Annotated in this window: 5 protein-coding genes (1 of these 5 running past the window's edge); 3 read left to right on the top strand and 2 right to left on the bottom strand. The window is 70.1% G+C overall.

The window, feature by feature from the left end; all coding sequences use genetic code 11:
• Positions 1-8: 8 nt before the first annotated feature.
• Positions 9-1,025 (top strand): alpha/beta hydrolase family protein, encoded by a 1,017-nt coding sequence (locus tag ACIHAX_RS25705; RefSeq protein WP_355078397.1) that lies wholly within the window; start codon positions 9-11, stop codon positions 1,023-1,025.
• A 40-nt stretch (positions 1,026-1,065) separates the two neighbouring features.
• Positions 1,066-2,100, top strand: coding sequence for an LLM class flavin-dependent oxidoreductase (locus ACIHAX_RS25700; protein ID WP_397280030.1), 1,035 nt, complete (start codon positions 1,066-1,068; stop codon positions 2,098-2,100).
• Positions 2,101-2,115: 15 nt separating this feature from the next.
• Here the strand turns inward: ACIHAX_RS25700 and ACIHAX_RS25695 are convergent, their stop codons facing one another.
• Positions 2,116-3,153, bottom strand: a complete 1,038-nt coding sequence (locus ACIHAX_RS25695) for a fused (3R)-hydroxyacyl-ACP dehydratase subunits HadA/HadB (protein WP_355078395.1) — start codon at positions 3,151-3,153, stop codon at positions 2,116-2,118.
• Between the two features lie 44 nt (positions 3,154-3,197).
• On the bottom strand, positions 3,198-3,803 hold the full coding sequence (locus ACIHAX_RS25690; RefSeq protein ID WP_397280028.1) for a YdcF family protein: 606 nt from the start codon (positions 3,801-3,803) through the stop codon (positions 3,198-3,200).
• Between the two features lie 1,578 nt (positions 3,804-5,381).
• Between ACIHAX_RS25690 and ACIHAX_RS25685 the strand changes: the two genes are divergently transcribed.
• Positions 5,382-13,138, top strand: the beginning of a protein-coding gene (locus ACIHAX_RS25685) for an SDR family NAD(P)-dependent oxidoreductase (protein ID WP_397280026.1). The gene runs 8,938 nt beyond the window's last position; only the first 7,757 of its 16,695 coding nucleotides appear in the window; its start codon is at positions 5,382-5,384; its stop codon lies off the right edge, out of view.

The raw sequence follows: 13,138 nt of genomic DNA, 5'->3' as shown, positions 1-13,138 counted from the left end.
GCCCACGTATGCCGATCACCGCGGTGGCGATGGCCCTCATCGCCACCGCTGCCGCTGCGCCCGTTCTCGCCGATCCGGTGCCGCAGACCCCGCCGCCCGCCGTCGACCCCGCCATGACCCGCACCGGGCTGCTCTCGATCGAGGACCTGGGCGGGGGGCACGAACGGCTGTCGATCGCCTCGGCGGCGATGCGCCGGATCATCACCGTCGACATCCTGCGCGGCAGCGGAGCGGCGCCGCGCCCGGTGCTGTACCTACTCGACGGCGTCGACGGCGATGCCACGTCCGCATGGCTGACCAAGGGCGCGGCAGCCGAGTTCTTCGCGGGCAAGCCGGTGGACGTGGTGCTGCCCGGCGGCGGCACCGGCAGCATGTACAGCGACTGGGTCCGGCAGGACGCCGCACTCGGACTCAACCGCTGGGAGACGTTCCTCACCACCGAGCTCCCGCCCATCGTGGAGTCGCTGCTGCGCACCGACGGGCGTCGCGCCATCGCCGGGGTGTCGATGGGCGCACAGGCGGCGATGATGCTCGCCCAGCGCCATCCGGGCTGGTATCGCGCCGTCGCCGGGATGAGCGGGTGCTACTCCACCGCCGACCCGCTGGGGCACGCGGTGACCACCATCACGGTCGCCTCGCGCGGCGGCAACGTGAACAATCTCTGGGGCCCGCCGACCTCACCGGAGTGGGCCGCGCACGACAGCCTGCTGCACGCGGAGAACCTGCGCGACACCGCCGTTTACCTCTCGGCGGCCACCGGGCTGCCGACGGGAGCCGATCTGGTGTCGGTCGCGAACTCCCCGTCGGTCGCGGAAGCGCTGCAAACCGCAGGCGGCGGTGCTGCGCTGGAAGCGGGCGCCCGGGCCTGCACCGAGCGGTTCGCCGACCGCCTGTCCCAGCTGAACATCCCCGCCACCCTGGAGTACACCGCGGCGGGCATGCACACCTGGCCGGACTTCCAGGCGCAGCTGCCGAAGGCGTGGCGGGTGCTTGCGCAGGCACTGGGGCTGCCCACGCCGTCGTGAATCGGCGGAATGAGCGCGGCGCGCTCGCGTTGACACCGATATGACCTCGGCGCTGTCCCCTGTCCGGTTCTCCGTTCTCGATCGCTCGCGCGTCCGGCGCGGTCAGAGCCATCCGGCCGCGTTACGGGAGACCGTCGAGTTCGCCCAGCTCGCCGAACAGTGGGGCTATCACCGTTTCTGGGTGTCGGAGCACCACAGTGTGCCCGGCGTGGCGGGCTCGGCGCCGACCGTGCTCGCGGCCGCGGCGGCAGGAGCGACCGAGCGGATCCGGATCGGCACGGGCGGTGTGATGCTGCCCAACCACCAGCCGCTGGTGGTCGCCGAGCAGTTCGGCGTGCTGGAATCGCTCTACCCGGGACGCATCGACATGGGTCTCGGCCGCTCGGTCGGGTTCACCGACGGCGTGCGGCGAGCGCTGGGGCACGACAAGCGCGACGCGGAGGATTTCGACGCCCAGCTCGCCGAGCTGCTGGGGTACTTCGCCGAGGGCAGACAGGGGGTGCACGCGTGGCCCGCCGAAGGGCTGCGTATCCCGGCGTTCCTGCTGGCCACCGGGTCCGGCGCCGAGCGGGCCGCCCGCTTCGGGCTGCCGCTGGTCATCGCCGCGGTCGGCGGGGAGGACCGCATGGTGGAGGCTATCGAGCGCTATCGTGCACTGTTCCGCCCCGCCGCGGTGGGCGCGGCGCCTTACGTCGTGGTCTCCGCCTCGATCGTGATCGCCGACAGCGCTCCCGAAGCGCATCGGCTGCTGCTGCCGGAGGCGTGGTCCGGCGCATACGCGCGCACCCATGGCGAGTTCCCGCCCCTGATACCGCCCGTGGAAATCGAAGCGCGCACCATGACCGATCGGGAGCGCCGGATCTTCGACGAGGGGTTGCGCGGCCACCTGTACGGAACCGAGGACGAGGTCGCCGGCCGACTGGAGCGGCTGGTGGGCAGGACGGGCGCCGACGAAATCCTCGTACACACCAGCACCTACGATCGCGACGCGCGGCTGGATTCGCACCGCCGCCTGGCTTCGCTCGTCGGCCTGTCGCGCGTGGCTGTCCGCGATCGGGCCGGTACAGCGGCCTGATCAGCCGGTGCTCGCCTATGGGAAGCGCACTTCGGCGGCGGCATAGCCGAACAGTCTGCGTCCCTCGGCGCGCGCGTCGACCGCGATGGTCGCCCGCCGCCTGCGCGGGTCGATCGAGGTGACCCGGCCGCGGAATTGGATCACGCCGGTGCCGACCGGTGGTATGCGCAGGTGCTGCGCGTTGTGCGCGAACTGCACACGAAACCGGGTGAGGGCCGCGGGGTCGCCGAGCCAGGAGCTCAAGAACGAGGTGGCCAGACCCAGTTTGAGCATGCCAGGAGCGACCACGGTCGGCAGGCCGCTGGCGACCGCGACCCTCTCGTCGAACAGCACCGGATTGGATTCGCCCGTCACCCCGGCGTAGTTGACCAGGTCGCCACGGGACAGGCGCATGGTGCGAAGGGGCAGTTCGGCGCCCACCGACAGGTCGGCGAAAGCGACGCGCGGACGCGGTATCCGGCGCAGCGGCGTCGGCGCGAGGTGATCCGCCGCGGCCGGGACGACGGCGCTGCCCCGCGCCGGTGCGTCCGGGGAGCGATGGCCCATGGCGACCTTGCGTACGGCGTCGGCCAACCACGGATCGCGACCGCCCACCCGGGCGAGCAATGCGCTGGAGCCGGTCTGCACCACGGTGCCGTGCTGGTCGATGAGCACGCTCTTGATCGCGAGGACGTCGTAATCGCCGAAGTGCCGGAACGATTCGAAATAGACGTCGCAGGTCAGGCGATCGCCCGCCAGCAACGGCCTGCCGAAGTCGAAAACTTGGTCCGCGTGCAGGATCCGGGTCGGGTCGTAGCCGGTGATCAGCGTGTCCAGAATTTCGCGGTGCACTCTGGTGAGGATTATCGAGCTGAATGTGGCGGGCGCGATGAGCCCGGGAAAGCCGAGTTCGGCCGCGGCGTCCTCGCTCCGATGCGCGGGATGGGAATCCTGGACGGCGCGGGCGAATTCCCGGATCTTTTCCCGTTCCACCTCATAGCGGAGAGTGGAACGGTAACGATGGTCGATGAGCGATCTGGCCTGATCGGCCGGATTCACCGCGGTCTCGTTCATGGTTGCTCCTGTATCGCGAAATGGTGGACGACGGCGCGCTCTCGTCACGAGAGCGGACCGAACCGCCAGACCAGGGGCGGCATCTGCTCGGGAGTCACGGTGCCGACGACGTCCACCCCCGCGTCGTGGAAGCTGCCCACCGCGCGGGCGAGGTGGTCGGCCGAGGTGATCAACACGACGTCGCGCGCGCCGATCGCGCGCATGATCGTCGCCGAGCGTTCGGCGTTCTGCACGGTCGTGGCCGCCTCCGGTTCCAGATGGATGCGCGCCGCGGGTACGCCGCGAGCGATCAGCCAGTCCGCCATCGCCCGTGCCTCGGTGACACCGTTGTGCGCGTTGCCGCCGGTCACGATGATCGGCGAGAAGGGAGCCAGCAACGCCTGCAGGTATCCGGCGTGCAGGCGGTCGACCAACTCCGGGCGCATGGCGCCGTCGGGCAGCAGCCCGTAGCCGAGCACGACGATGGCGGTCACCGGTCCGCGCGGTGTGGGCATGGGCGCGGGGACCGGCGCCTGTGGTCCGGCGGTCACGGATCCCCAGTCGGCGGAGCCCGAGCCCTCCGCCGCGGCGGAGGGGAGATGGGTCGCGGCGGCGGCGACGGCGACCACGCCCAGCAAGGTGCGGGCGAGACGAACCACGATGGCGGACATGGGATCTCCAAGCGGTTAGCCACCGGATGGCCACCGATGGCTGGGGTGCAGCGTCCGTCCATGATGCGGCCGCAGGCCGTTGCGGAACCGTAATCGTCTGGTGATCTGGACAATTCACCGTCCGCGAGCCGCTCGCTTGTGCCCGACGACCTCGTCGGCGAATTCCGGGACCGGTCGTCTTCGCCTTCTTGTGCCGCTTCCCTAGCCGCGTCGAGTACGGTCGTGAGGTCTCCAGACCCGGCCGTGGCGGGTGGGCGGGTCGTGTTCGCCGGTTCTAGCGTTGATCCGGCTTCGGTGCCGTCGATCGGCGTGAACGGCCATCGAATGACCTGTTTCCGTCGAGCGCGTGGCTCGTGCCCTGACTTCGCCCGAGGGCTCGACGGAAGCACCGACCGCCACGCGTTGCGCTCGCCGGACGGGATCTCGCAACCCGCCTCTGTCCGGCGCGCACGTCCCCGGCGCGCGGCGGTGTGCCCACCGAGCGGACCCTCGCACCCCCGCTCGGTGGGCATCGGGGCGTATCGATACGACCGGCTCGAATTAGTTTTGTTCAGGTGAACAAAACTGCATTGCCGTGGCGTGTAATGTCGACTCACCGAGATGGCTCGGGTATCGAGCGGCGAGTGGGGCGTGTTCCAAGTATTCGTGTCGCAGGCGAGTGATCGTGAAATGCGGATATTCTGATCCGGTTCCGACCTGCGTTCCTCTTCCGGCGCTTCCGGGTAGCCTTGTGATATCTGCCCACTTCATGAATTCACGGGAAATATTCGGGCGGGTCGAAAACGGTAATATCCTCTTTCGGACTTGTTTTCGGTATGGGTAGCCAGCAACGAGGTTGTTACGCCCCTTTGCCGGATGGTACGTAGGCGGACCGCATGCCTCGCTCCGGCGCGTGCCGGGTCGGCGCTCGGGAACCGCAGCGACGTCGGATGTCTCGGCGGTGGTTTGCCCATCGAGTCGAGCGGTGCGCACTCGCGGCATTCGCACACGACATCGATGCGAGCGGCCTGCTGCCGGGCATTCGCCCTCTCCTCGTTCCGTGCGTCGGTGGGAGGCTCGATTCGCCTGTGGTGGCCCGGCGGGTCCATGTTCGATCTTGAAACAGGGCAGGTCCGCGTATCACTTGCGGGAAACTGGAACGGCTGGCAGGCTAACGCTCAGCACGCGACTGGACGGTCGTCCTGTCGCTTTGCTCTGCCGAAGAAAGATTGTGCGTGTGCCATGGGTTCGTCTTCTCAGCAATGGGAAACAGAGTGTTCGCCGCGAATAAAGAATCGTGGTATATGAAGTGCTCTATGGTGTCGGGTTTACCGTCAGTGAAGGTGGCCTCGAGATGTCCATCTCGGTAACCGCCGAGAAACATTCTCCTGCCGAAAAACACGGTCGGGCCGGCGAGCACGGGCGAGCCACCCCGCTCGCGGGTACCTCGACCGGCTGCTTCGTCACCGATACCTGATCGAACTACTCGGTAGTTCTCGCCGACCCGCGCCGCTGCTCGCGACGCCGGGTTTCTTCGTCGACCCTGCGATACCCGGGATGTGAAACGTGGACTCGAGCGCTGGTGAATCGTCCGACCGCATGTTGGAGTACCTGAAGAAGGTCACCGTCGAGCTCATGACGACTCGCGACGATCTGACCCAGTTGCGGGAGAAGATCGACGAGCCGATCGCGATCGTCGGCATGAGCTGCCGCTATCCGGGCGGCGTCGAATCGCCGGAGCAGCTGTGGGAGCTGGTCGCGGCGGAAGTGGACGCGGTGGGCGGGTTCCCGGCGGACCGGGGCTGGGACGTCGAGGGGCTGTACGACCCGGATCCGGACCGCTTCGGCAAGGTGTACACGCGGGAGGGCGGCTTCCTGCGCGGCGCGGGCGACTTCGACGCGGGATTCTTCGGCATCGGCCCCCGGGAGGCGGCGGCGACCGACCCGCAGCAGCGGCTGCTGCTGGAGGCTTCCTGGGAGGCCCTGGAGAACGCCGGTATCGCCCCGACCTCGCTGCGCGGCAGCGATACCGGCGTGTTCGCCGGTGTCATGTACGAGGACTACGAGCACACCGCCAGGGCCGCTGGACCGATCGCGGAGGGCTACGCGGGTATCGGTTCGACGGGCAGTGTGGTCTCGGGCCGGGTGGCCTATACGTTGGGCCTGGAAGGCCCTGCCGTGTCGGTGGACACGGCGTGTTCGTCGTCGCTGGTGGCCATCCACCTGGCCTGCCAGGCGCTGCGGCGCGGAGAGGCGTCGCTCGTGCTGGCGGGCGGCGTCACGGTGATGTCGACACCGTTCCTGTTCGTCGAGTTCTCCCGGCAGCGAGGTCTGTCGCGGGACGGTCGATGTAAGGCGTTCTCGGCGGCGGCCGATGGGGTGGGCTGGGGCGAAGGCGTGGGCGTGCTGGTGCTGGAGCGCCTGTCGGATGCGCGGCGCTCGGGGCACGAGGTGCTCGCCGTGATCAGGGGCTCGGCGGTGAATCAGGATGGCGCGAGCAATGGTTTGACCGCGCCGAACGGTCCGTCACAGGAGCGGGTGATCGCCTCGGCGCTGGCCGCGGCGGGGCTGACGCCCACTGATGTGGACGCGGTCGAAGCGCACGGTACGGGCACGTCGCTGGGAGATCCGATCGAGGCGCAGGCCCTGATCGCCGCGTACGGACAGCAGCGGGACGAGCCGCTGCGAATCGGTTCCCTGAAATCGAACATCGGTCATGCGCAGGCGGCGGCGGGTGTCGGCGGTGTGATCAAGATGGTGCAGGCGCTGCGCCACGGAGTGTTGCCGAAGACGCTGCACGTGGATGCGCCGTCGCCGCACGTGGATTGGTCGGCGGGGGCGGTGCGGCTGCTGACCGAGGCGGAAGCATGGCCCGCGTCGGCGCAGCGGGTGCGCCGTGCGGGTGTGTCGTCGTTCGGGATCAGCGGCACGAACGCGCATGTGATCGTGGAGGAAGCGCCCGCGCCGGTCGCCGGGTCCGACGGCGAGTCCGCCGATACCGAAGCCGGTCCGGCGTGCGCGGCAACCGTCGTTCCGTTGCTGGTGTCGGCGAAGACCGATGACGCGCTCCGCGCCCAGGCGGCGCGGCTGCACGCGTGGCTGCTCGAACACCCGGACGCCGACCTGTGGAGCGTGGCGTCCGCGCTGATCGAAACCAGGGCGCAATGGAATCGGCGCGCCGCGGTGGCCGGTAGCGATCGTGACCAGTTGCTGTCCGGGTTGGCGGAGTTGGCGGCCGGTACGTCCGCCGGTGCGCTCGAAGGTGTGGCCGGATCGGGGAAGACGGCCTTCCTGTTCACCGGTCAGGGTGCGCAGCGGGTGGGCATGGGGGCAGGGTTGTATGCGGCGTTTCCGGTGTTCGCCGCGGCGTTCGACGAGTTGTGCGCCGAATTCGATCGCTTGCTCGGGCCGGGCGTCTCGCTGCAGGACGTCGTCTTCGGCGCCGCGAGTGCGGATTTGCTGCACCGCACCGAGTTCACGCAGCCCGCGCTGTTCGCGTTCGAGGTGGCGTTGTTCCGGCTCGTCGAGTCGTTCGGCCTCACTCCCGATGTGCTGATCGGTCATTCGATCGGTGAGCTGGTGGCGGCGTATGTGGCGGGTGTGTGGTCGACGGCGGATGCGTGCGCGTTGGTGGCGGCGCGTGGGCGGTTGATGGGGGCGTTGCCCGAAGGCGGCGCCATGCTCGCTGCGGCGGTCACCGAGCAGCGGGCCGTCGAGATCACGGCTGCGCACGAGGGGCGACTGTCGGTGGCGGCGGTGAACGGTCCGTCGTCGGTGGTGTTCTCCGGCGACGCGGACGCCGTCGGCGCGGTCGAGCGGCAGCTGTCCGATGCGGGGGTCACGGTCTCGCGGCTGCGGGTCAGCCATGCGTTCCATTCCGCGCGAATGGATCCCATGCTCGCGGAATTCCGCGCAGTCGCACAGCGGCTGACGTACCGGATGCCCGCGATCGCGGTGGTGTCGAATGTCTCCGGGGCGCTCGCCGGGGCCGAATTCACCGACCCGGGTTACTGGGTCGAGCAGCTACGCGGTTGCGTGCGGTTCGCGCCGGGCGTGGACGCTCTCGTGGCCGCCGGGGTCCGCCGCTTCGTCGAAGTCGGCCCGGACGCGGTGCTGGCCGCGACGACACGTCGCTGCCTGGCCGAACACCCGCGGATCGAAGCCGAGTCGATGGTGACGGCCGCGTCGCGCCGTTCGGGCGACGAGGTGACGCAGTACATCACCATGCTCGCGCAAGCCCACACCGCCGGTGTCGAGGTGAACTGGCGCCCCCTTTTCAGCGGGCGGACACCAGAACGTGTGTCGTTGCCGACGTACGCGTTCCAGCGGCAGCGGTACTGGTTGGAGCCGCTCGCGATCGAGGCGTCACTCGAGTCATCGGATCATCCGATGCTTACCGGCGCCGTGCCGTTGGCCGGTCGGGACGAATGGCTGTTCACCGGTCGGCTGTCGTTGCGGACGCACCCGTGGCTGGCCGAGCACGCCGTTTTCGGGTCGGCGCTGCTGCCCGGCGCCGCGTTCGTGGAACTGGCGCTGACCGCGGGGGCCCGGCTCGGTGCCGGGTTCGTCGAGGAACTGCTGCTGGAAGCGCCGCTGTCGCTGACCGACGACGTCGCGATCGACGTGCAGCTGACCGTCGAACCCGCCGACGACGCGGGCGCGCGCCGGTTCGCGATCTATTCGCGTGCGGTGGTGCCCGGAGAAACCGAAGCGAGCGAGTGGATTTCACACGCCAACGGTGTCCTCGTCGCCGCCGCGGAGAGTGTGCCCGCCTGGGTCGAATCGGGATGGCGCGCCGCGCCGGAGGACGGGCGATGGCCGTCGAGCGGGGCCGAACCGGTGCCGGTCGACGGACTCTACGACCGGTTGGCGCGGCTCGGCTTCGGCTACGGTCCGCTGTTCCAAGGCGTCACCTCGGCTCGGCGCGACGGCGACGACCTGCTCGCCGAGGTGTCGCTCGCTACCGAGCCCGATGCTCAGGGACCGGCCTTCGGCATCCATCCCGCCCTGCTGGACGCCGCCTTCCACACCGCGATCACCGAACTGGCCGACGACATGCCCGCGGGCAGGCTGCCTTTGCCGTTCTCGTTCGGTGGGGTCCGGCTGTATCGCGCCGGGGCGACGGCGCTTCGGGTGCGTCTGGAACGGGTGGGGGCCGGACGCATCCGGGTAGCCGCCTTCGACGACACCGGTGCGCCCGTGCTGAGCGTCGAAGCGCTGACGGCTCGCCCGGTGGATGCCAAGGCACTCGACCGTGGAGCTGGACGCCGTGCGTCCCTGTCGGACATCGAATGGGTGCAGGCGGCCGCCGTCGCGGGCGGCGCGTCGGGCACGATCGCACTGCTCGGGGAGGCGAGTGTCGCGGGTGCCGATCGCCGCGGGACGGCACCGGCCGATCTGCTCGGCGACCAGGCGCCGCCGGAGATCGTCGTGTGGTCGCCGGACGGACCGGCCGATGGCGGCGTGACCGCGCGGACGCGCACCTGGCTGCGGGCGGCGCTGGAGTTGATACGGGAATGGCAGGCCGAGGAACGATGGCACGATTCGCGGCTGGTGATCCTGACGCGGGGTGCCGCGGGCCTGCCGGGCGAGAACCCTGACCCGGCCGGGGCCGCGGTGTGCGGTCTGGTGCGCAGCGCCCAGGCCGAACACCCCGGCCGGTTCGTTCTCCTCGACGCCGCACCCGAGGACGACCTCACGACCGAAGTGATCGCCGCGGCGGTGCGGTCGGAGGAACCGCAGCTGGTCGTGCGCGGCGGAGAACTGCGCGTCCCGCGGCTGCGCAGGCAGCACGCGGCGGCGGACGGCAACGGTCTCGGTGCGGGTGCGGTGCTGATCACCGGTGGCACCAGCGGACTTGGAGCCGAGGTGGCGCGTCATGTCGTCGCCACCCACGGCGTGCGGCGGCTGGTGCTGGTGTCGCGCCGTGGTGAACAGGCCGACGGGGTGGCCGATCTGGTGAGCGAGCTGACCGCCGCGGGCGCGCGGGTGCGGGTGGCGGCCTGCGATGTGGGCGACCGGGCCGAAGTGGCGGCGCTGCTGGCGGATCTGTCGGACGAGTTCGCGCCCAGCGCGGTGATCCATTCCGCAGGCGTGCTCGATGACGCCACCATCGAGACCCTGACCGCCGAACAGCTCGACCGGGTGCTGGCGTCGAAGGCCGACGCCGCCTGGCATCTGCACGAACTGACCGGCGGCCTGGGACTGGCCGCCTTCGTGCTGTTCTCCTCGGTCGCGGGTGTGGTCGGCGCGTCCGGCCAAGGGAATTACGCGGCGGCGAACGCGTTCCTGGACGCGCTGGCAGTAGGACGGCGGGCGGCGGGGCTGCCCGCGGTATCGATCGCCTGGGGATCGTGGAACCAGAGCATCGGCATGACCAGTGGGCTGGGCGGCGCGGCGATGGCGCGGATGGGTCGCCTCGGCGTGCGGCCGTTGGAAACGGCGTATGGCTTGACGCTGTTCGATCGCGCCGTCGCCGCGTCGTCGCCGGTCGTGATCGCGACGGAGTTCGACACCGAGGCACTGGCGGTGCAGGCCAGGGAAGGGTCGCTGCCGCGACTGCTGCAGTCGATCGTCACGGTGCCGGTGCGGCGGGCCGCCGAGACGAGTGGGACGTTGGCGCGGCGGCTGGCCGCCGCGCCCGCGCAGGAGCGTGCGGCGATCGTGCTCGACGTCGTCCGCGATCAGGTCGCCGGTGTGCTCGGCCATATCTCCGGCGACGCCATCGATCCGACGGCGCCGTTCACCGAACTGGGCTTCGATTCGCTCGCCGGTGTGGAGTTCCGCAATCGCCTCGCCAAGACGACCGGCGTGCAACTGCCCTCGACGCTGGTGTTCGATCACCCCACCGCCGCGGCGGTGGCGGCCTTCGTGCGCTCGCGGGTGGGCGAGGCGACCGAAACCGACGCCGGGCGGCCCGCGCGGGTGACGCGCCGGATCCGTGCCGACGAGCCGATCGCGATCGTCGGGATGAGCTGCCGGTACCCGGGCGGTATCGAATCGCCGGATGGACTGTGGGACCTGGTGGCCGCCGGTGCGGACGCGATCGGCTCGTTCCCCGTCGATCGCGGGTGGGATCTGGATCGGCTGTTCGATCCCGACCCCGACCACCCGGGAACCTCCTACCTGGACCGAGGTGGATTCCTCTCCGGCATGGCCGATTTCGACGCGGGCTTCTTCGGAATCGGTCCGCGCGAGGCGGCGGCGATGGATCCGCAGCAGCGGTTGCTGCTGGAGGCGTCGTGGGAAGCGCTGGAGCACGCCGGTATCGATCCGTCGGCACTGCGCGGCAGTGACACCGGCGTGTTCACCGGGGTCTCCTATCAGGACTACGAAGAGATCGCCAAGGCCGCGGGTGCGGTCGCCGAAGGCTATATCGGTACCGGTTCCACCAGTAGCGTGCTCTCCGGTCGCGTGGCATACACCTTCGGATTCGAGGGTCCGGCGGTCACGATCGACACCGCCTGCTCCTCCTCGCTGGTGGCCATCCACCTGGCCTGTCAGGCGCTGCGCCAAGGGGAGAGTTCGCTGGTGCTGGCCAGTGGCGCCCAGGTGATGTCGACGCCGTTCATGTTCGTCGAGTTCTCCCGGCAACGCGGTCTTTCCCGGGACGGGCGGTGCAAAGCCTTCTCGGCCTCCGCCGATGGTGTCGGCTGGGCCGAAGGCGTCGGTGTGCTGGTGCTCGAGCGGCTGTCGGACGCGCGCAGGCTCGGTCACGACGTGCTCGCGGTGATCCGGGGTTCGGCGGTGAACCAGGACGGTGCGTCCAACGGGCTGACCGCGCCGAACGGTCCGTCGCAGGAACGGGTGATCGCGGCGGCGCTGGCCACCGCGGGACTGGCCCCCGAGGACGTGGACGCGGTGGAGGCGCACGGCACGGGCACACCGCTGGGCGACCCGATCGAAGCGCAGGCGTTGATGGCGACCTACGGGCAGGGCCGGACCGAGCCGCTGTGGGTCGGTTCGCTGAAGTCGAATATCGGGCACGCCCAGGCCGCCGCGGGGATCGGTGGCGTGATCAAGATGGTGCAGGCGTTGCGGCACGAGATGCTGCCGAAGACGCTGCACGTGGACGCTCCGTCGCCGCACGTGGACTGGTCGGCGGGGGCCGTGCGGTTGCTGACCGAACAGCGGCCGTGGTCGGCCTCGGTCGAGCGGGTGCGCCGGGCGGGAGTGTCCGCGTTCGGGATCAGCGGCACCAACGCGCACGTCATCGTGGAGGAAGCGCCGGGAGCCCCGCAGCGCGCGGCGGTGACGAAACCGGCGGACGCTTCGCCGGGAATGCCGCTGCTGCTGTCGGCGAAGACCGAGGCGGGGCTGCGGGCGCAGGCTGCTCGGTTGCGCGAGTGGCTCGCGGCCAGGCCCGACGCCGACCCGGTGGACGTGGCCCATTCGCTGCTCACGACGCGGGCCCGATTCGATCGGCGCGCAGCGGTGGTCGCGGGCGACCGCGCGGCCGTGCTGGCCGGGCTGGCGGATCTGGCGACCGGTGCGAGGTCGCCGGGAGTGGCCGAGGGCGGCCCCGTCGGCGGGAAGATCGCGTTCCTGTTCACCGGGCAGGGGGCGCAGCGAGTCGGCATGGGCGCTCGGCTTTACGCGACTTTCCCGGTCTTCGCGGCGGCGTTCGACGAGCTGTGCGCCGAATTCGACGGTCTGCTCGAATTACCCGAGCCTGGAATGTCGTTGCGGGACATCGTCTTCGGTGCCGCGGGTGCGGAACTCCTGCACCGCACGGAGTACACCCAGCCCGCGTTGTTCGCCTACGAGGCGGCGATGGTGCGGTTGATCGAGTCCTTCGGGATCACGCCGGACGTGCTGATCGGGCATTCGATCGGCGAACTGGTCGCGGCGTACGTCTCGGGGATGTGGTCGACCGCCGACGCGTGCGCGCTGGTGGCGGCGCGGGGGCGGTTGATGGGCGCGCTGCCCGAAGGCGGCGCGATGCTGGCCGCGGCCGTCCCGCCGGAGCGAGGGACCGAGCTCATCGCCGGATTCCGCGGCGAACTGTCGATCGCGGCGGTGAACGGACCCTCCGCGATCGTGATCTCCGGTACCGAAGGTGCCGTCGCCGAGTTGGAATCCATGCTGACGGCGGACGGGATCAAGACGTCACGGTTGCGGGTCAGCCACGCGTTCCACTCGGCGTCGATGGAACCGATGCTGCCGGAATTCGAGGCGATGGCCGCCGGTCTCGACTACCGGAGCCCGCTGCTGCCGGTGGTGTCGAACGTGTTCGGCGTCGTGGGGGGCGAAGCGCTTTCGGATTCGCTGTACTGGGCCGGTCATGTCCGCGACACCGTGCGCTACGCCCCGGGGGTCGACGCGCTGGTGGATCTCGGTGTCCGGAAGTTCTTCGA

It is taken from the genome of Nocardia sp. NPDC051929 (genome assembly GCF_044548645.1).
Classification (GTDB): domain Bacteria; phylum Actinomycetota; class Actinomycetes; order Mycobacteriales; family Mycobacteriaceae; genus Nocardia; species Nocardia sichangensis.
The sequence above is the reverse complement of the archived record's forward strand: the minus strand, read 5'-3'. Positions and strand labels throughout refer to the sequence as shown.

What these genes read in the sequence shown, in the direction of transcription:
- ACIHAX_RS25705 (WP_355078397.1), top strand. Translation starts at nt 9, where the DNA reads ATGCCGATCACCGCGGTGGCGATGGCCCTCATCGCCACCGCTGCCGCT.
- ACIHAX_RS25700 (WP_397280030.1), top strand. Translation starts at nt 1,066, where the DNA reads ATGACCTCGGCGCTGTCCCCTGTCCGGTTCTCCGTTCTCGATCGCTCG.
- ACIHAX_RS25695 (WP_355078395.1), bottom strand. Translation starts at nt 3,153, where the DNA reads ATGAACGAGACCGCGGTGAATCCGGCCGATCAGGCCAGATCGCTCATC.
- ACIHAX_RS25690 (WP_397280028.1), bottom strand. Translation starts at nt 3,803, where the DNA reads ATGTCCGCCATCGTGGTTCGTCTCGCCCGCACCTTGCTGGGCGTGGTC.